An 18,424-nucleotide genomic window follows, 5' to 3' on the forward strand; every position below is an offset into this window, starting at 1 on the left:
TTTTTCGCTTCGTTTATTTTAATTCAGAAAGCCATTTTGCCATTGCGTCCGCTTGGTCTGCAGGAACTAATCCACCTGGCATGCTTCCGCGACCGTTTGTGATGACTTCTTTAATTTGGTCAACAGATAAACGATCCCCGACACCTTTTAATGCTGGACCAACGCCACCTTCATAGTTAGCACCGTGACATGCTACACAGCTTTTTTTGTAAATATCTTCTGGACCCGCAGTAGCTGTCTCTTCTGTCTTTGCGCCGTCTTCTTTCTCTTTCGCAACTTCTTCCATATCTCCGAGGCCTTTCACAGACAGAAAGAAAATGAGTCCAATTCCCATCACCATAATGAGTACAAATGGGATTAATGGATTACGATTCATACTTTACCCTCCCTTATGTAATAAAGCATGTTTTTCAAAATGAAAACGTTACAAACAATTTTATTGTACTTTAAATTCCCATAAAGGAAAAGCCCTGTATGTAATTTTTTTAAACGAAAAATGAAGAAAAAAGAAGAATGATGCCAACAACGCCCGAAATGACAAAATACATGAGCGAAAAACGCCAACCGATCAACAACCAAACAAAACAATTACACATGACTGTGATCGCTAACGCACTCGTGCTTTCAGAAAAGAAAATATCTGATACGCGAATCGAAAGAAGAAGAAGCGACAAAGCACCCACAATGAGAGCGATATGAGTGAGCATTTTATGTTGTACAAAAAAACGAACGGTCATAAAACAAATTATGACAAAAAGTGACAAAATGAGCGTTTGCAAAACGAACGACAATTCAGTAAAATAAATGACAAGAAGGGCAAACGGCAGAAAGACACCGATCATTATCATCGTCACTCGAATGGCCCATGCCGGAACTTGCTTCGTTGGCTGTTCAACATCGTCACGATTCCCTTCTGTATACAGCGCAAGCAAAAAGTCGCAATATTGTTCTGGTAGCAATCGCGTTTGTTTCCAATATTTAATTTCATTGATAATGATTTCTTTTCGTTTTTGTTCCATTGAATACGCATTCCTTCCTAAATAAAGAAATAGCTTACTTCCATTGTAAGAAGTAAACTATTTCTTGTAAACGGTTATTCTAAAAAGTCTTTTAAACGTTTGCTTCGGCTTGGATGACGCAGTTTCCGCAACGCTTTTGCTTCAATTTGACGAATGCGTTCGCGCGTGACGCCAAACACTTTTCCGACTTCTTCGAGCGTTCGCGTGCGTCCGTCATCAAGGCCAAAGCGAAGACGAAGCACATTCTCTTCCCGATCTGTTAGCGTATCTAATACGTCTTCAAGCTGTTCTTTCAATAGTTCATACGCGGCGTGTTCGGCTGGAGATGTCGCATCTTGATCTTCAATAAAATCGCCTAAATGTGAATCATCTTCTTCACCAATTGGCGTTTCAAGCGACACAGGTTCTTGAGCAATTTTTAAAATCTCGCGCACCTTTTCTGGCGTTAAATCCATCTCTTCTGCAATTTCTTCTGGAGATGGCTCGCGTCCTAAGTCTTGTAAAAGCTGGCGCTGAACGCGAATAAGCTTATTAATTGTCTCAACCATATGAACAGGAATACGGATCGTGCGTGCTTGGTCAGCAATCGCCCGCGTAATTGCTTGGCGAATCCACCATGTTGCATATGTGCTGAATTTATATCCTTTGCGGTAATCAAATTTTTCGACCGCTTTAATTAAGCCCATATTCCCTTCTTGAATTAAGTCAAGAAAGAGCATACCACGACCGACATACCGTTTTGCAATGCTCACAACAAGGCGAAGGTTTGCTTCAGCTAGGCGACGTTTGGCTTCTTCGTCACCTTGCTCAATGCGTTTTGCTAACTCAATTTCTTCCTCTGCCGACAATAACGGAACGCGGCCAATTTCTTTTAAATACATACGAACAGGGTCGTTAATTTTTACACCTGGTGGAACGCTTAAATCGTTTAAATCGAACTCTTCGTCTTTTAAATCATCGAAGTCTGGATCATCTAAATCTGTATCATCTAGATCGGACTCTCCAACGACTTCGATCCCTTGCTCATTTAAATACTCATAATATTCATCCATTTGATCGGAATCGAGATCAAACGGGGATAATCGCTCGGCAATTTCTTCATAGGTAAGAACACCACGTTTTTTACCTAGTTCAACTAATTGTTCTTTTACTTGTTCTAACGTTAAATCGGAATGCGTTGACTTTTCAGCCATTTATTCCCCTCCTTCCAAAATACAAAGACCTTCGCATCGCAATCATTTCGCTAGCAATACGTTTCGCGCGCTCATAATCTTTTTGACGTTCAGCTTCACGCAGCTCTGCTTCTTTTTGTTTAAGCAACTGCTCTTTCGGATAATTGAGCACGCATTGGATGTAATCTTGTAACTCAGCCGATGAAATATTTTCGTTAATTGGCATCATCGACAATTCCGTAACAATGCGTTTTAGCTGCGAATCATGAATGCGTTCAAGCAACGAGCTCACATCGGGTTCGTGTCCTTCTTCGTAAAACGCATATACATAAGCGGCAATAGCGCGATGCTCCTCGATGTTAAACGCGCCTTCGATCGCCTCTTGTACCGTAAATGCGATCGATTTGTCGCGCAACATATGGGCAATTAACATTCGCTCCGCTTTTTGAAAAGCTGGTAGCAATTTCGCCTTCGCAGGTAAGATGACTGTTTCACGGCGCTCTTGTTTACGTCCTATTTGTTGCTTTTTCCCATGAAGCGTCATTTGTTCACGTAACGCATCGAGAGAGATCGAAAACTCATCCGCTAGTTGTCGCAAATAATAATCGGCTTCGATAGCATTAGATAAGCGACTAATTTCTTTGACTGCTTCTTCAATATAACGAAGCCGTTCGCTTTCATTTTGTAAATGACGTCCGCGCTTCAAATATTCTAGCTTAAATGCGGTAAGCGATAAGCTCGCGTCAAGTACATGATGACGAAAGCGGTCAGCACCATATTTACGCACGTACTCATCAGGATCGAGCCCGTCTGGTATCATCGCTACCTTAACATAACAACCAGCTTCCGTAAGCGTCTCGGAAGCCCGAAGCGCAGCATCTATTCCAGCTCGATCACCATCGTAGCACACAATGACAGATGAAGCGTTGCGCCGAAGCATGCGTGCCTGTTCTTCTGATAAGGCTGTTCCCATCGTTGCTACCGCATGGGAAATGCCAGCTTGCACAGCAGCAATGACATCCGCAAATCCTTCAAATAACACCACTTGCTGCTTTTGGCGCATCAGTAACCGTGCCTCATGGAAGTGATATAAAATGTTGCGTTTGTTGAAAATAAGTGTTTCAGGACTATTTAAGTATTTCGGCTCTTCGTTTCCGATCGCCCTTCCTGAGAAAGCAACCGTCTCTCCGTGATGATTGTGAATCGGAAACATAATGCGGTGTCGAAAACGATCAAAGTATGAGTCCTCGCCTGACCTTTTTACAATTAACCCTGCCCGTTCCATAAGGGGAAGCGAAAAACCTTTATTTGTTAAAAATGTGACAGCCGCATTCCAAGTTGGCAAAGCGTAGCCAATTTCAAACTGTTCAATGATTTCGCGCGTAAAGCCTCTTTGAAGCAAATAGTTTAATGCTTCTTCTCCTTCATTTGTATGCATAAGCAAATGATGATAAAACTTTTTTAGCAACTCATGCGCAGCAATCATCGTAGCTGTTTCTGTTCGCTCAGTTGGCAAATGATCATCAACGATGTGCGACAAATCCACATTTGCTCGTGGTGCTAGCCGTTTGACAGCTTCGATAAAAGAAACCCCTTCAATTTCCATCAAAAATGAAAACACATTTCCGCCTGCCCCACAACCGAAACAATGGTAAATTTGCTTTTCAGGTGAAACGGAAAAAGAAGGTGTTTTCTCTCCGTGGAAAGGACATAACCCAAAGTAGTTGCGTCCTTGTTTTTTTAGTGAGACATACTGTTGAACGATGTCTACAATATCGACTGAGCGACGGATGTGCTCAACCGTTTCTTCAGGAATGCGTTGTCCCATATTCCAACAACCCCAAACATATTTCGACAAAACGTGTGGCTTTGCCCCAACGGTTTTGTATGTTTTTATTCTCCATCGCGCGAAACAATCCTTCTTTTTAAGAAAAAAATATTGTCGAAAATCCCGATGCATTGTCACTTGACAATTAGCTATAAATAGTTTATTCGTCCTATGTTCAGTCTAAACCTGTTTTATCACAATTTTTTATTATAATATAAAAAACGTTAGTTGGCTATACAAATGTTTTTATAAAAAGGAAAAGCACATATCACACGTTGTGACTGTGCTTCGCCTGTTTATTTTTCTCTTTTGCGCATAATATTCATAATGACATTCGCTGTTTCTTCAACGGCTTTGTTTGTTACATCGATAACTTCACAACCAATTTTCTTTACAATTTCATCAAAATATTGTAATTCTTCTTTAATTCGGTCAATGTTTGCGTAAATGGCACGATCATCTAATCCAAGCGATTTCAAACGCTCTCGGCGAATTTCATTTAACTTTTCTGGACTAATTTTTAGACCGAAACATTTTTTAGGCGGCACTTGAAACAGTTCTTCAGGCGGATCGACTTCTGGAACGATCGGCACGTTCGCGACTTTAAAACGCTTATGGGCTAAATATTGCGATAGTGGTGTTTTCGAGGTGCGCGATACCCCAATTAAAACGATATCAGCTCGCAAAATGCCACGAGGATCACGTCCATCATCATATTTTACCGCAAATTCGATCGCTTCAATTTTTCGGAAATAGTCTTCATCTAATACACGAACAGGACCTGGTTCACAACGTGGTGCCATTTGAAATAGTTGTTCCATTTGTTCAATGAGCGGTCCAATAATATCGTATACAGGAACTCCTTCACGTGCTGCCTCCGCTAATAAAAATTGACGCATCTCGGGTATAACTAATGTAAAGACGATAATTCCTCGGTTCATTTTTGCTAAAGCGACAACCTCTGATAGCGTTCCAACATCTTCTACGTACGGAACACGACGAAATTGAACGAGCGCTCCTTGAAACTGGCTCGCTGCTGCTTTCACAACGAGTTCGGCCGTCTCCCCCGCTGAATCGGATACGACGTATACGATTTGACTCATATTTTTCCCCCTTTAAAGCACGTCTTCTTTTGCTAACGCGACAAGCACCTTTGTCATGTTTGTTTTTGTAATACGTCCAATGACTTCATACCCTTTGTCGACCTTTTTAACGACTGGCATCGCATCAATTTGTTTTTCAATTAGTTTTTGGGCGACATCAATCAGTAAATCATCTTTTTCACAAAATGTAATATTCGGCATTCGCGTCATAATGATATTGACAGGAATAGACGTCAACTCTTGTTTTCCGATGCTGGCGCGCAGCAAATCTTTTCGGGATAGCACACCGACAAGCAGCGACTCTTCATCCACAACAAACAACGTTCCGACATCTTCTAAAAACATCGTAACAATCGCATCATAAACGCTCATGTTTTCATGAATGACAACCGGAATGGATTGATAGTCGCTCACCTTCATTTTCTTAATTTTATCAGCAAGCAACTGTGTCCCTGTTTTTCCTGTATAAAAATAGCCAACACGAGGTCTCGCTTCTAAATACCCTGCCATCGTTAAAATCGCTAAATCCGGACGTAACGTCGCACGTGTTAAGTTGAGCTTTTCAGCGATATGCTCCCCAGTAATCGGGCCGTGGTCTTTGACGATTTGCAAAATTTGTTCTTGACGTTTATTGAGTTCGATTGTCGCTCACCACCTTACAATAGGCTACATTATAACATCATATTATAATTCATCTTCGTATTTTGCAAACAAAAGTGGGAAGCGGACAACGCTATATTTGTCCGCTTTTACCGTCTAACGTATGTAGTTGCTGTAAAAAACGTTTCGTCTTCAGCGAAAGGCCCGAATATTCGTCGTAATAAGATGCAATAATCGTTTTTATTTGTTGTTTCGTTTCCGATTTGACAGCGATTTGACCGATGCGAGACAAATCGACGTAGTAAAAAAGGCGAAGTAATTTTAAAACCGATGGGGTCATCGGAATGCGGTGTGGATCGTGCTCAAAACAGCGGTGACACAAAAATCCTCCTTGTGCAATCGAAAAAGCAAACGTCCCTTCTTTTTCTCCGCAAATGGCACAGCCGTCTAACTTCGGATATAGCCCGAATACCGGAAGCAGCTTCATCTCGTATATATACGTCAACACTTCCGCATCGAGTCCTTCGTTCATATATGTGAGCGTTTGTAAAAGAAGTTCAAATAAATATGGATTCGGACGTCTTTCTTCTGTTGCTTTATCCGTCAATTCGACAATGTATGAAGCGTATGCTGTTAAAAAAATATCTTCACGTATATGGCGCATCGTTGAAAGCAATTCCCCTTGATGCAAGCTTCCAACCCCGCGACTTTTTTGAATTAAAAATATACCGTATGTAAATATTTGCGTGACAGAAGAAAGGCGGCTGCTCGGCTTTTTTGCTCCACGTGCCATCGCAGCAACCTTCCCCCATTCGCGCGTAAATATTGTAACGATTTTATTCGTCTCTCCATAATCAATTGTTCGAATGACAATTCCTTCGCATTTTTCAAACATATAACATAACCTTCCAAAGTTACAGGACGTGGTAATCTCGTTCACTTAAATGATACATGGAATCGCTCGCCTGCTCTTTCGTTTCACGTTCTAGCTCCTTAAACAAAAGATACGTGTCAATATTTCCTGTTTGACTGAATAGCTTCCAGGTAAAATCGAGCATCGAATCACACCTTTCTCTCGTTAGTTGACGGTGATTGAGCAGCTCACCTGTAGTTTGTCCGTTTGTCGCTGTCACGATGTTATTTAAAATTTTACAGCATTAATATTCATCTTCACGATAGCCAAGGTCTCGCAACTGTGCCATTTTATTACGCCAATCTTTTTGTACCTTCACCCATAACTCTAAAAACACTTTCGAACCGAGTAGCGCTTCGATATCAGCACGTGCACGTTGACCGATTTCCTTTAACATTTGACCGCGTTTGCCAATAATAATTCCTTTTTGCGAATCGCGTTCAACGATAATTGTCGCCGCCACATATACAGTATCGCTATTTTCCCGACGTTCAATCGAATCGATGACAACTGCAATGGAATGTGGTACTTCTTCGCGCGTTAAATGAAGCGCTTTTTCACGAATAAATTCGGCGATAATAAATCGCTCCGGGTGATCTGTCACTTGATGCGCAGGATAATACTGCGGTCCTTCAGGTAAGTAGTTTTTAATTTGCCGCAACAATGTTTCTACGTTATTTCCTTGCAACGCTGAAATAGGAATGACTTCGGCAAACGAATGGAGTGAGCGATATTGCTCAATCAGCGGTAATAGATCATCAGGATGCACTTCATCAATTTTATTAATGACTAAAAACACTGGCGTTTGTACTTGTTTTAAACGTTCAATAATAAACTCGTCACCGCGACCGAGCCCTTCTGCAGCATTCACCATAAATAAAATTAAATCAACTTCTTGCAACGCGCTTTGCGCTACTTTCACCATAAAGTCGCCAAGCTTATGTTTCGGCTTATGAATGCCTGGCGTATCAATGAAAATGATTTGTGCGTCATCTGTTGTGTATACACCTTGAATTTTATTGCGCGTCGTTTGCGGTTTATCGCTCATAATCGCAATTTTTTGCCCGATGACGCGATTTAAAAATGTAGATTTCCCTACATTTGGTCGTCCGATAATTGCCACGAATCCTGATTTATATCCTTCCTGAATCATAAAAACCTCCATCGCATAAAGTTATGCTTGATTTTTATTTTACCAAAATATGAACGCGATTTCACTACTATTTATGAAAATGTAAAGAATTTTTAAAAAATACATGCAAATAAGGCAAAAAAATGGAAATACCGATGATGATAGAAAGAAAAGCAAAAACAAGTACGGCACCAGCTGCTAAGTCTTTTGCTTCCTTTGCCAATGGTTGATACTCATCCGTCACTAAATCGACCGCCCGTTCTATTGCGCTATTGACAATTTCCAAGCTGATAACGATACCGATCGTTATCAGCAACACAAGCCATTCCATTTTCGAAACGCGAAATACCGCTGCAGCGACGATCACGATAATCGCGGCTACGAGATGAATGCGCATATTTCGCTCATAACAAACCGCAAGACGAACCCCATTTAAAGCATACCATACGCTAGCGACAAATCGTTTCCAACGCACGATCGATCATCTCGTTAAACCGAACTGTTGTAATAATTGTTCTTGTTTTGCAAACATCACTTTTTCTTCTTCTTCCGTTTCATGATCGTAACCGAGTAAATGTAAAAAACCGTGTACAGCTAGAAAACCGAGTTCGCGCATAAACGAATGACCGTATTGTTCTGCCTGCTCACGCGCTTTTGGAACGGAAATAATAATATCTCCAAGCACAGGTGGTACATCTATACCGACAATTTCAATTTCTTCTTCACCCATCTCTTCAAGGGCGAACGAAATAACATCGGTCGGCTGATCTTTTCCACGATAATCGCGATTAATTTCGCGAATTTTTTCATTATCCACAAATGTGACACTTACTTCTGCATCATCTGGCACATGCTCCTCTTTTGCAGCGTGTTGCAATAATTGCTCAATGAGATTAATCTGCTCTTCGGTCATCTCATTCGTTTCATCGATAAAATCAATAATTAACATACTCTTCCCTCTCTCCGTTAAAGTGCAAAAAGGACCCACATGAGTGCGGGTCGCATTTACATTCCAGCATCTTCATATGCGGCGATAATTTTGCCGACAAGCGGATGGCGTACAACATCAGCTTGCTCCAAAAAGACGAATGAAATTCCGTTTACATTCGTTAAGATATCTTTTGCAATCGCAAGCCCAGAACGAACACCTTTTGGCAAATCGACTTGCGAAATATCGCCGGTAATGACCATTTTTGAACCAAAACCAAGACGTGTTAAAAACATTTTCATTTGCGAAGGCGTTGTATTTTGCGCCTCGTCTAAAATGACGAACGCATCATCTAACGTTCTACCGCGCATATAGGCAAGCGGAGCAATTTCAATGGCACCGCGTTCAATCAATCGTTGCGTATGCTCATGACCGAGCACGTCATGAAGCGCATCGTAAAGCGGACGTAAATAAGGATCAACTTTCTCCTTTAAATCTCCCGGCAAAAAGCCTAAATTTTCGCCCGCTTCCACAGCCGGACGCGTTAAAATAATCCGCTTAACTTGTCCGTTTTTCAATGCCTGTACAGCCATCACAACCGCTAAATACGTCTTTCCTGTTCCTGCTGGCCCGATACCAAAAATTAAGTCGTGGCGCTGGATAGCCGATACGTATTGACGCTGACCGAGCGTTTTGACACGAATCGCTTTTCCTTTCGCGTTTTTTCCAATTTCTTCGTTGTACAGTTCAACGAAGTAAGAAATTGTTCCGTTTTTCGCCATTTGTAGTGCATAAAGCACATCTCGTTCGCTAATCACAATACCTTTACGAATAACAAGTAACAAATGGCGAAGCAATTCATCAACAAGCTCAACATGTTGCTTGCTTCCTGACACGCTTATCGCTTCTCCGCGCGTCACAATTGAAACACCGAGCTCTTGCTCAATGCGCTTTAAATGAACATCGTGCGTACCAAATAAAGCGAGCGCTTCATCTGCATTTTGTACGTTAGGATAAATCGTGACAAACTGTTCCGACATTCCTCAGTCTCCTTGAATAATTGGTTGTGGTGTCGCAATGTTTTCAATGACTTGGTAATGCATTTCTACTTTTACTTTACCATTCTCCTTCGTCTCATGCAAAACTTTTTCACCTTGGATGGTCGCATCCGAAGGCAGCTGTCGCTTTAACTGTTCACGCGCGATTTGTTTCGCCACTTTCCTTGCTTGATCGTATGAATATTCACGAACAGCGATTTCTTTTTCGTGCCACACTACTTTTTCATAGCGAATCGGTAACGTCCATGTCAAGAAACGAAACGTTTTTTCATCGACTTGTTTTTCAAATGTTGAAAATTTTTCTTTATGATTCCAAAAAAATGGGATTTTCCACGACCAAAAATGAACGTAATGTGTTTCGCGTTTTTTCCCTGTCAACATATAAAGTTCTGTTTTCATCGGAACGACGACTGTAGACTTGTACCACGTCTCACCTAAAATTTGACCGCGCGCTGGCACGATCTCTGTTTGCCCTTCTTTGCCAATAAAACCGGAAACGAGTAGTTGTCCTGGAACGACATGATCATTTATTTCTACAACTGCTTGCCCTTGCTCAACAAACATATACGTAATAACCGCTTTTTTCTTTGCAACAAGATGTTGGGGGGTATTCGATTTCGTTTCTGTCGGTTGCTTTTTTTCAACGACTCGGCAATAAAGTGTCGTCCCACGCCATTCCACACCAATCCACGTTACTGTGTCCATATGATTCATTAACGTACGCTGGATCGTTTCAGGACTCGGGATTACAAACTGTAGCGCCCCTCGTTCAACCCCTATTTTTTTTAATTGTTGCCTCACCGTATGTTCTACTGCTGGATTCGCTCCTGTGATTTCAATGCGCCAAATCATATTAGACAATAAAAAAACGATGCATATAAAAGCAACTAGTCCGACAACGATACCGCTATTTTTCCATGACGCTTTCAACCAAAACGGTACCCCATGTCGCTCAAGCACATATAGCTTACAACCACTTTTACGCATCGCTACTCGCACGTGGCGAATATCGCGAAGAAGTATATAACACGTGAGCGAATGTTCTCCCTCTCGCCTCACGTTCCATACGTATATCCCTCGGCGTGTAAATTCATTTAATAACCGTTCTAATCCTTTTCCAACAATACGTATGCGCAAGTTGCCTGACATTCGATACATCCACTCGTTTTTCACACCCGCCCCCCCTATTCTTCTAAATATAATACTTGACTAATTTTCCCTTCGAGCAAAATTTCTTCTGGCAAAATCGTTTTAATGCTAAACGATTCCCCTTTAACAAGTAGCTGACCATTTTTTAACAACAAGCGTAATTCGCGATCTGTAAACAGAAGTAAACCGCGATGGTTTTCTATGTAAATATGAATATGCCCAATCATCGTAATGCGGGGGAGGTCAGCGACAACGTCCGCAGGCAGTTCCATTTGATTTGTTAACCATTGTCGCATTTTGTTTTTCCATTTTCCGATCATAAACAAAACCCCCTTTCATCTCATATGTATGAGCGAAATGGGGGTTATAGCACTTATTTTCTACCGTACGGACGCTTTGCGCGGGGCGAACCGAGTACCTCTGAAAAGATCACACCTTGCACGAGCGGATGTGTCGGCAATTGTTTCGCCTTTTTATGTTGCTCTTCTGCTGGCTGTGATACAGTCATTTGCTCTTGCACCTTCTTAACTGGACGCGTCGTCACTTTCGGTTCTACTTCTGTCACAACGACCGTTGTTTTTTGTTCTTGCTGTTGTGTTCGTTCAACTGTTTCCTCCACAGTTTTGATGCGTTTTCCGATCCAAGAAATAAACGCTCCTAAAATAAAGACGACAAATATGTTATTAAGAAGCCACTCGATGAGCGTCATCATTTATTCCTCACCTTTTTTCTTCATCTGGGTTTTGTGTAAGTTTCCCAATCGAATCACGCATATTCGTGTCCGCCATAATGTTTTTTAAGTTCATGTAATCCATGACACCAAGCTTACCCGAACGGAGTGCTTCTGCCATCGCAAGCGGCACTTGCGCTTCGGCTTCTACGACTTTCGCCTGCATTTCTTGCACGCGTGCTTTCATTTCTTGTTCAAGTGCAACTGCCATCGCCCGACGCTCTTCCGCTTTCGCTTGTGCAATTTTCTTATCTGCTTCGGCTTGGTCTGTTTGCAATTCTGCACCAATATTTTTCCCAATATCAATATCTGCAATATCGATCGATAAAATCTCAAACGCCGTTCCTGAGTCTAACCCTTTTGCTAAAACGGTTTGTGAAATCATATCTGGGTTTTCAAGCACTTTTTTATGATCGTCTTGGGAGCCGATGGTAGAAACAATACCTTCTCCTACGCGTGCAATAATCGTTTCTTCCCCTGCTCCACCTACTAATCGATCAATATTTGCTCTTACAGTAATGCGCGCTTTCGCCTTCACTTCAATGCCGTCCATCGCCACGCCAGAAATAAACGGCGTTTCAATGACTTTTGGATTGACGCTCATTTGTACCGCTTCTAATACATTTCGTCCTGCTAAATCGATTGCCGCACAACGTTCAAACGTTAAATTAATATTCGCTCGCTGTGCAGCAATTAAAGCGTTAACGACACGGTCAACATTTCCTCCGGCTAAATAGTGGCTTTCTAACTGGTTAGTCGTGACATCAAGCCCTGCTTTTTTTGCCTTAATTAGTGGATTAATGACACGTGATGGAATGACGCGGCGTAAACGCATCCCAATAAGCGTAAAAATACTAATAGGCACACCAGAAGCAAGCGCGGAAATCCAAAGCATAACTGGAACGAACGAAAAGAATACAGCTAATAACACAAGCCCTAACGCAATTGCAATAATAAATAAAAGTTGATCAGGTGTCATACAAATTCCTCCTCTTTTTTACATTCTCGAACGACGACTTTTAACCCATCTACATGAATAACTTCAATTGGTCGATGTCGTTCAATATATTCTCCTTCTGTGACAACATCTACACGTTCGCCATCAATGAGCGCTGTTCCTGCTGGCCGCAATACAGTGATGGCCACTCCGCGTTTCCCGACTAAATCCATACGTGCCTCATGGGACACATATCCTTCTTCATTCCGCTGTTCGTCGGTCAGCACTATTTTTTCAAAAAGCGCCATCTTCTTTTTGCTTACTCGGCTAAGCCATAATCCCATCATAAGCGCACCCACAATGGCTACTGCTAACGACATCGTAACAAATGGGGAATGTTTTGCTGCCAAAAATAAACTCCACACGAGCGTACCGAACCCGAGAAAACCAATGACGCCACCTGGCACAAACAACTCAATGACTAACAAAATAAGACCAATAGCAAACAACATCATCGCCCCAACGCCGGTTAAACCAGCTGCTAAATGCGATGAGAAAAAAAGCAAAAAGCAAATGAGGCTTACAGTTCCTTTCCATCCCCAACGTGCATCGTACAGTTGCCAAACAAACAACACGCTGCCAGCGATGAGCAAAAGCGCAGCAAGAAACGGATGCGTGAAAGCAACAATTAGACTGGCCATCCTTTTTCCTCCCTTCATTTTTAGTACGGATGAAAAGAAAAAAAGTTTCAAAAATGAAAAAACACCTTACGAACTCGTAAGGTGTTTTAGCTTAAATGTTGTTGAACAAGTTTGTTTACGAGCGAGCCGTCAGCTTTTCCTTTCACTTTCGGCATGATCGCTCCCATCACTTTACCCATATCCGCTTTTGAGGAAGCGCCCACTTCGGCAATCGTTTCTTTTACGATTTGCACAAGCTCTTCTTCGCTCAACTGCTTCGGCATGTAAAGTTCAAGAACCGTAATTTCTTCCTTGACTTTATCAACAAGGTCTGTGCGACCAGCTTTTTCAAATTCTTGGAGGGAGTCTTTACGCTGTTTTAATTCGCGAGAAAGTACGGTTAATTCTTCATCCTCGGTCAACGTTTTGCCAAGTTTAATCGCTTCATTTTGTAAAGCGGATTTCACCATACGAATGACCGATAATTTGTCCTTCTCTTTGTTTTTCATCGCTTGCTTCATATCATTGTTCAAACGTTCGAGAAGACTCATAAATACACCCTCTTTTAATATTTGCGCTTTCTAGCCGCTTCAGACTTTTTCTTACGTCTTACGCTTGGCTTTTCATAGAATTCGCGCTTTCTTGCTTCTTGCAACGTACCTGTTTTTGAAACCGCACGTTTGAAGCGACGAAGAGCATCTTCAAGCGACTCGTTTTTACGAACGATCGTTTTTGACATCCTACTTCCCTCCCTCCGAACAAAACCGCTAATCCTTGGTACATGTTAAAACATGTACTTTCAAAGTATAATATAACCAAGCTCATAAGTCAACTTCTTTTTATGAGCTTAGCCGAATGGCTTCATGAGCATCGTCAATGACACGAACAAATTCCCCTTCGTTATATGGATAGCCTGCTTTTGTAATTTTCACTTTCACGAGTTGACCGACCATTTCTTCTGTTGCTGGGAATTTCACTTTTAAATAGTTATCCGTATAACCGACGTATAATCCACTCGCTGGATCTTCTTTGTAAAGCTCTTCTGGAATGACTTCAAGCACTTGTCCTTCAAACTTTGATGCGTACTCTTTCGCTAGCTGATCGGAAAGTGCAATTAAACGATGCACGCGCTCGTTTTTCACTTCTTCATCGACTTGATCTGGCATTCTTGCGGCTGGTGTGCCTGTCCGTTTTGAGTATGGAAAGACATGCAGTTCGGAGAAGCGTTGCTCGCGAATAAATTCATATGTTTCCATAAATTCTTCTTCCGTCTCCCCAGGGAAACCGACGATGACATCTGATGTTACAGCTAAGTCTGGAAATACTTCACGTAAACGAGCTAGTCTCTCCGCAAAAAATTCAGTTGTATATTTGCGGCGCATTCGCTTTAACACCGCGTTTGAACCAGATTGCAACGGAATGTGTAAATGACGGACGATCTTATCCGATTGTCTCAATACGTCGATCACTTCATCTGTAATTTGGCTCGCTTCAATCGATGAAATGCGCAAACGTTTTAATCCTTTTACTTGCTCATCAATATCGCGCAACAACATGGCGAAATTGTAATCTTTCATATCTTCTCCATATCCGCCTGTATGAATGCCCGTCAATACAATTTCTTTATAGCCCGCGTCAACGAGTTGTTGCGCCTGACGAATAACTTCTTTCGGATCGCGCGAGCGCATTAAACCGCGCGCCCATGGAATAATGCAAAACGTACAAAAGTTATTGCACCCTTCTTGAATTTTTAGCGACGCCCGCGTTCGATCGGTAAATGCAGGCACATCAAGCTCTTCATATACACGCGTTTTCATAATATTGCGCACACCGTTAATTGGCTGGCGTTGTTGTTTAAACTGCTCAATGTACTCTAAAATTTTGCCGCGATCTTGTGTCCCGATGACAATATCGACACCGGGAATCGCCATAACTTCCGCTGGAGACGTTTGCGCATAACAGCCCGTTACACAAACGACCGCATCAGGATTGCGGCGCACCGCGCGACGAATGACTTGACGGCTTTTTTTATCGCCTGTATTCGTTACTGTACACGTATTAATAACGTATACATCGGCGTGGCTTTCAAAGTCTTTTCGCTCGTATCCTGCTTGTTTAAATAACTGCCAAATCGCTTCTGTTTCGTAATGATTCACTTTGCATCCTAACGTATGAAATGCAACCGTTGGCATGTAGATCACCTCACTTAAGTTCCCATTCATAAGATACAGCGGATAATGCATATAATGGCGCTGTCTCTGCCCGTAAAATACGTGGCCCAAGACTGCATGCGACGAATCCATGTTCTTTTAATAACGCCACCTCTTGTTCAGAGAGGCCTCCTTCTGGTCCAAAAACGATGAGGAGAGAGTCCTCCTTGCTCATCGTTTGAAGAAGATGAGCAAACGAACGGTGACGTCCTTCTTTCGCCTCTTCTTCATACGCAATATATTTATAATTGATGTCGCGCGCCCATGCAATAAGTTCACGAATCGTCATCGGAGCATAAACAGATGGCATGTAAGCTCTGTGCGACTGTTCAGCCGCTTCTTTCACGATTTTTTGCCAACGTTCCACTTTTTTATCCCCTTTTTTCTCGTCCCATTTCACGATCGAACGAGAGGTGATAAGCGGAAGAAACCCTTTTGCTCCAAGCTCTGTTCCTTTTTGTAAAACGAGTTCGTATTTATCTCCTTTTAGCAATCCGCTTGCGACATATACGTGTACAGGAAGTTCAACGTTTGCCTCTATCCATTGTATAATACGGCAGCGAACAAAATCATTGGAAATTTGTTCGATCTCACAAAGCATCGTTTCACTACGTTCATCACAACAAAGAAGGCGATCACCTTCATTCATGCGCATCACCCGTCCGATATGATGGACGTCATCGCCAGAAATCATGACGTGATCGCCAACGATTTGCTCGTTACGTACAAAATATCGTTGCAACACGAACACCCTTTTTATTGTTTTTTCGCAATAAACGCAACCCAGTCTTCCATCGTTAACGTTTCTTCAATGGTAAAACCAGCACGAAGAAGCCCTTCCCTCACTTCTTGTTTTTTCGTTTGAATGATACCTGATGTAATAAACACACCATCTGAGCGCAACAGACGATACGCATCGTCGACAAAACGAAGAATAATTTCAGCTAAAATGTTTGCCACGATAACATCTGCTTGTTCATCCATTCGATCAAGTAAATTGTTTTGCGAAACGGTGACGACATCGTGCACTTTATTTAACTTCACGTTCAATTTTGCACTTTCTACTGCCACAGGATCTAAATCGAGCGCATGGACACGCTTTGCCCCTAACATCGCAGCCGCAATGCTTAAAATGCCTGATCCTGTACCGACATCAACCACTACATCCCCTTTTTTCACTGTTTTTTCGAGCGCTTGAATACACATGACTGTTGTCGGATGCGTGCCTGTACCAAACGCCATGCCCGGATCTAATTCAATAATTAATTCATCGCTTGAAACCGGTTCATACGTTTCCCATGTCGGAACGATCGTAAATCGCTCAGAAATTTTGACCGGATTGTAATACTTTTTCCACGCTGTTGCCCATTCCTCTTCATTCACTTCGCTAATTGTAATTTTATTTCGTCCAATGTCGATGTTATATAACATTAAGTTATTAATCGCTTGTTTAATTTCTTCGACCGTTTCACCTAAAAAACTATTCACCGGTAAATATGCTTTAATAATGACGCCTTCTTCGGGGTAATCGTCAGGATTGAGTTGGTAGATTTCCCCGTAAGTCGTTTCGCGCTCTTTCGTTAGCTCAAACGGATCTTCAATGACGACGCCACCTGCACCTGCTTCATGTAAAATATTTGAAATTGCCTCGACCGCCTCGTGTGTTGTATGAATGCTTATTTCTGACCATTTCATAAATCTACCAACTCCTCCTTCACGTTACTCCCCTTTAAATGCTCGCTTCACTTTTGCAAAAAAGCTGTCTTCTTGTCCATTCCCTTGACTGTGCTGTTCAAATTCACGCAACAATTGTTTTTGACGTTCCGTTAATTTCGTTGGTGTGACAACACGAACGCGAATATGTTGATCTCCTCTTCCGTACCCATGCACATTCGGTACTCCTTTTCCTTTCAAACGGAATTTTGTACCTGTTTGCGTACCAGCTGGAATTTTCAACTTCACTTTTCCATACAGCGTCGGCACTTCAATCTCTGCACCGAGCGCGGCTTGCGTAAATGTAATTGGCATTTCACAATAAATGTCATCGCCATCCCGTTCGAAAAATTCATGTGGTTCAACGTGGAAAACGATGTACAAGTCTCCTGATGGTCCACCGTTTATTCCTGGCTCACCTTGACCTGCTAAACGCAATTGTTGACCGTCATCGACACCAGCAGGAACTTTGACGTGAATTTTTTTTCGTTTTTTCACACGACCTGTTCCATGACATGTCGAACATTTTTCTTTAATAAAGTGTCCTGTGCCGCCACAATGATGACAAGGGCGACGATTTACGATGCGACCAAACGGTGTCGCTTGTTCAATCGTTAATTGCCCTGTACCGTGACAGTGCGCGCACGTTTCTTTTTTCGTTCCTGGTTTCGCCCCAGAACCGTGGCACGTATCGCACGTTTCTTCACGTGGAATTTCAATATTTGTTTCCTTTCCAAAAACCGCTTCTTCAAACGTCAAACGCATCGTATATTGCAAATCTGCCCCTGCACGTGGCGCGTTCGGATCACGTCGGCGCCCTCCGCCAAAAAAGCTACTAAAAATATCTTCAAAGCCACCGAATCCACCAAAATCAAAATCAGCGCCGCCAAATCCACCAAACTGTTGATTCGGATCGGTATGACCGAACTGATCATAGTGCGCGCGCTTTTGGTCATCGCTTAACACTTCGTATGCTTCTTTTATTTCTTTGAACTTTTCTGCTGCATCGGGCGCTTTATTAATATCTGGATGATACTGTTTCGATAACTTTCGATACGCCTTTTTAATTTCTTCTTTTGTCGCGTTTTTACTCACACCGAGCACTTCATAATAGTCTCGTTTACTCATGATCACCCACTCCCGACTCGTTCACATGAACGTAATTTTATCATTGTCTCAACTTGTTGCGCAATACATTTGATGTTTCCATAGCAAAAAAGTCAAAGCCAAGGCAGGCCTGACTTTGACTTTT

Annotated in this window: 23 protein-coding genes; all 23 read right to left on the reverse strand. The window is 42.1% G+C overall.

The window, feature by feature from the left end; genetic code table 11:
• Positions 1-13: 13 nt before the first annotated feature.
• Positions 14-376: a cytochrome c550 gene (gene cccA, locus LD028_RS15160; RefSeq protein WP_237812253.1), complete on the reverse strand. Its 363-nt coding sequence runs from the start codon at positions 374-376 to the stop codon at positions 14-16.
• Positions 377-485: 109 nt separating this feature from the next.
• Entirely contained in the window at positions 486-1,019 is a 534-nt protein-coding gene (locus LD028_RS15165) for a hypothetical protein (RefSeq protein WP_237812254.1), read from the reverse strand.
• Between the two features lie 74 nt (positions 1,020-1,093).
• Positions 1,094-2,212 (reverse strand): RNA polymerase sigma factor RpoD, encoded by a 1,119-nt coding sequence (gene rpoD / locus LD028_RS15170; protein WP_077428797.1) that lies wholly within the window; start codon positions 2,210-2,212, stop codon positions 1,094-1,096.
• On the reverse strand, positions 2,205-4,019 hold the full coding sequence (dnaG, locus tag LD028_RS15175; protein ID WP_237812255.1) for a DNA primase: 1,815 nt from the start codon (positions 4,017-4,019) through the stop codon (positions 2,205-2,207). Before dnaG ends, rpoD begins: the two co-directional genes overlap by 8 nt.
• A gap of 296 nt (positions 4,020-4,315) precedes the next feature.
• A complete protein-coding gene (locus LD028_RS15180) occupies positions 4,316-5,122 on the reverse strand; it encodes a pyruvate, water dikinase regulatory protein (RefSeq protein WP_237812256.1) in 807 nt (268 codons plus the stop codon).
• A 12-nt stretch (positions 5,123-5,134) separates the two neighbouring features.
• Positions 5,135-5,764, reverse strand: coding sequence for a transcriptional regulator CcpN (gene ccpN / locus LD028_RS15185; RefSeq protein WP_171699729.1), 630 nt, complete (start codon positions 5,762-5,764; stop codon positions 5,135-5,137).
• A 91-nt stretch (positions 5,765-5,855) separates the two neighbouring features.
• A complete protein-coding gene (gene recO / locus LD028_RS15190; RefSeq protein WP_237812257.1) occupies positions 5,856-6,617 on the reverse strand; it encodes a DNA repair protein RecO in 762 nt (253 codons plus the stop codon).
• Between the two features lie 19 nt (positions 6,618-6,636).
• On the reverse strand, positions 6,637-6,780 hold the full coding sequence (locus LD028_RS15195; RefSeq protein ID WP_237812258.1) for a YqzL family protein: 144 nt from the start codon (positions 6,778-6,780) through the stop codon (positions 6,637-6,639).
• Between the two features lie 99 nt (positions 6,781-6,879).
• Positions 6,880-7,788: a GTPase Era gene (gene era, locus LD028_RS15200; RefSeq protein ID WP_237812259.1), complete on the reverse strand. Its 909-nt coding sequence runs from the start codon at positions 7,786-7,788 to the stop codon at positions 6,880-6,882.
• Positions 7,789-7,855: 67 nt separating this feature from the next.
• A complete protein-coding gene (locus tag LD028_RS15205; RefSeq protein WP_237812260.1) occupies positions 7,856-8,242 on the reverse strand; it encodes a diacylglycerol kinase family protein in 387 nt (128 codons plus the stop codon).
• 6 nt (positions 8,243-8,248) lie between these two features.
• Entirely contained in the window at positions 8,249-8,716 is a 468-nt protein-coding gene (gene ybeY, locus LD028_RS15210; RefSeq protein WP_129000576.1) for an rRNA maturation RNase YbeY, read from the reverse strand.
• A 56-nt stretch (positions 8,717-8,772) separates the two neighbouring features.
• Entirely contained in the window at positions 8,773-9,735 is a 963-nt protein-coding gene (locus LD028_RS15215; RefSeq protein ID WP_237812261.1) for a PhoH family protein, read from the reverse strand.
• Between the two features lie 3 nt (positions 9,736-9,738).
• Positions 9,739-10,926 carry a sporulation protein YqfD gene (yqfD, locus tag LD028_RS15220; RefSeq protein ID WP_237812262.1) on the reverse strand — a complete coding sequence of 396 codons (1,188 nt, stop codon included), beginning with the start codon at positions 10,924-10,926 and terminating at the stop codon, positions 9,739-9,741.
• Between the two features lie 11 nt (positions 10,927-10,937).
• Positions 10,938-11,222, reverse strand: a complete 285-nt coding sequence (gene yqfC, locus LD028_RS15225; RefSeq protein WP_004889469.1) for a sporulation protein YqfC — start codon at positions 11,220-11,222, stop codon at positions 10,938-10,940.
• 53 nt (positions 11,223-11,275) lie between these two features.
• Positions 11,276-11,614: a hypothetical protein gene (locus LD028_RS15230; protein WP_237812263.1), complete on the reverse strand. Its 339-nt coding sequence runs from the start codon at positions 11,612-11,614 to the stop codon at positions 11,276-11,278.
• 7 nt (positions 11,615-11,621) lie between these two features.
• Entirely contained in the window at positions 11,622-12,611 is a 990-nt protein-coding gene (gene floA / locus LD028_RS15235; RefSeq protein WP_012574511.1) for a flotillin-like protein FloA, read from the reverse strand.
• Entirely contained in the window at positions 12,608-13,270 is a 663-nt protein-coding gene (locus tag LD028_RS15240) for an NfeD family protein (protein WP_237812264.1), read from the reverse strand. The genes floA and LD028_RS15240 overlap by 4 nt, the downstream gene beginning before the upstream one ends.
• Positions 13,271-13,356: 86 nt before the next feature.
• Positions 13,357-13,800 (reverse strand): GatB/YqeY domain-containing protein, encoded by a 444-nt coding sequence (locus tag LD028_RS15245; protein ID WP_003393899.1) that lies wholly within the window; start codon positions 13,798-13,800, stop codon positions 13,357-13,359.
• A gap of 14 nt (positions 13,801-13,814) precedes the next feature.
• Positions 13,815-13,988, reverse strand: a complete 174-nt coding sequence (rpsU, locus tag LD028_RS15250) for a 30S ribosomal protein S21 (protein WP_003393897.1) — start codon at positions 13,986-13,988, stop codon at positions 13,815-13,817.
• A 100-nt stretch (positions 13,989-14,088) separates the two neighbouring features.
• On the reverse strand, positions 14,089-15,441 hold the full coding sequence (gene mtaB / locus LD028_RS15255) for a tRNA (N(6)-L-threonylcarbamoyladenosine(37)-C(2))-methylthiotransferase MtaB (RefSeq protein WP_171699701.1): 1,353 nt from the start codon (positions 15,439-15,441) through the stop codon (positions 14,089-14,091).
• A gap of 10 nt (positions 15,442-15,451) precedes the next feature.
• Positions 15,452-16,201 carry a 16S rRNA (uracil(1498)-N(3))-methyltransferase gene (locus LD028_RS15260; RefSeq protein ID WP_237812265.1) on the reverse strand — a complete coding sequence of 250 codons (750 nt, stop codon included), beginning with the start codon at positions 16,199-16,201 and terminating at the stop codon, positions 15,452-15,454.
• Positions 16,202-16,215: 14 nt separating this feature from the next.
• Positions 16,216-17,154 carry a 50S ribosomal protein L11 methyltransferase gene (prmA, locus tag LD028_RS15265; RefSeq protein ID WP_237812266.1) on the reverse strand — a complete coding sequence of 313 codons (939 nt, stop codon included), beginning with the start codon at positions 17,152-17,154 and terminating at the stop codon, positions 16,216-16,218.
• A gap of 24 nt (positions 17,155-17,178) precedes the next feature.
• Entirely contained in the window at positions 17,179-18,300 is a 1,122-nt protein-coding gene (dnaJ, locus tag LD028_RS15270; RefSeq protein WP_237812267.1) for a molecular chaperone DnaJ, read from the reverse strand.
• Positions 18,301-18,424 lie beyond the last annotated feature (124 nt).

The sequence above is a fragment of the Anoxybacillus sp. LAT27 genome, assembly GCF_022030075.1.
Classification (GTDB): Bacteria; Bacillota; Bacilli; order Bacillales; family Anoxybacillaceae; genus Anoxybacillus; species Anoxybacillus kestanbolensis.

What these genes read in the sequence shown, in the direction of transcription:
- LD028_RS15165 (WP_237812254.1), bottom strand. Translation starts at nt 1,019, where the DNA reads ATGGAACAAAAACGAAAAGAAATCATTATCAATGAAATTAAATATTGG.
- LD028_RS15215 (WP_237812261.1), bottom strand. Translation starts at nt 9,735, where the DNA reads ATGTCGGAACAGTTTGTCACGATTTATCCTAACGTACAAAATGCAGAT.
- cccA (WP_237812253.1), bottom strand. Translation starts at nt 376, where the DNA reads ATGAATCGTAATCCATTAATCCCATTTGTACTCATTATGGTGATGGGA.
- dnaG (WP_237812255.1), bottom strand. Translation starts at nt 4,019, where the DNA reads ATGGGACAACGCATTCCTGAAGAAACGGTTGAGCACATCCGTCGCTCA.
- recO (WP_237812257.1), bottom strand. Translation starts at nt 6,617, where the DNA reads ATGTTTGAAAAATGCGAAGGAATTGTCATTCGAACAATTGATTATGGA.
- era (WP_237812259.1), bottom strand. Translation starts at nt 7,788, where the DNA reads ATGATTCAGGAAGGATATAAATCAGGATTCGTGGCAATTATCGGACGA.
- rpoD (WP_077428797.1), bottom strand. Translation starts at nt 2,212, where the DNA reads ATGGCTGAAAAGTCAACGCATTCCGATTTAACGTTAGAACAAGTAAAA.
- LD028_RS15245 (WP_003393899.1), bottom strand. Translation starts at nt 13,800, where the DNA reads ATGAGTCTTCTCGAACGTTTGAACAATGATATGAAGCAAGCGATGAAA.
- ybeY (WP_129000576.1), bottom strand. Translation starts at nt 8,716, where the DNA reads ATGTTAATTATTGATTTTATCGATGAAACGAATGAGATGACCGAAGAG.
- mtaB (WP_171699701.1), bottom strand. Translation starts at nt 15,441, where the DNA reads ATGCCAACGGTTGCATTTCATACGTTAGGATGCAAAGTGAATCATTAC.
- LD028_RS15230 (WP_237812263.1), bottom strand. Translation starts at nt 11,614, where the DNA reads ATGATGACGCTCATCGAGTGGCTTCTTAATAACATATTTGTCGTCTTT.
- floA (WP_012574511.1), bottom strand. Translation starts at nt 12,611, where the DNA reads ATGACACCTGATCAACTTTTATTTATTATTGCAATTGCGTTAGGGCTT.
- rpsU (WP_003393897.1), bottom strand. Translation starts at nt 13,988, where the DNA reads ATGTCAAAAACGATCGTTCGTAAAAACGAGTCGCTTGAAGATGCTCTT.
- dnaJ (WP_237812267.1), bottom strand. Translation starts at nt 18,300, where the DNA reads ATGAGTAAACGAGACTATTATGAAGTGCTCGGTGTGAGTAAAAACGCG.
- LD028_RS15180 (WP_237812256.1), bottom strand. Translation starts at nt 5,122, where the DNA reads ATGAGTCAAATCGTATACGTCGTATCCGATTCAGCGGGGGAGACGGCC.
- LD028_RS15240 (WP_237812264.1), bottom strand. Translation starts at nt 13,270, where the DNA reads ATGGCCAGTCTAATTGTTGCTTTCACGCATCCGTTTCTTGCTGCGCTT.
- yqfC (WP_004889469.1), bottom strand. Translation starts at nt 11,222, where the DNA reads ATGATCGGAAAATGGAAAAACAAAATGCGACAATGGTTAACAAATCAA.
- LD028_RS15195 (WP_237812258.1), bottom strand. Translation starts at nt 6,780, where the DNA reads ATGCTCGATTTTACCTGGAAGCTATTCAGTCAAACAGGAAATATTGAC.
- prmA (WP_237812266.1), bottom strand. Translation starts at nt 17,154, where the DNA reads ATGAAATGGTCAGAAATAAGCATTCATACAACACACGAGGCGGTCGAG.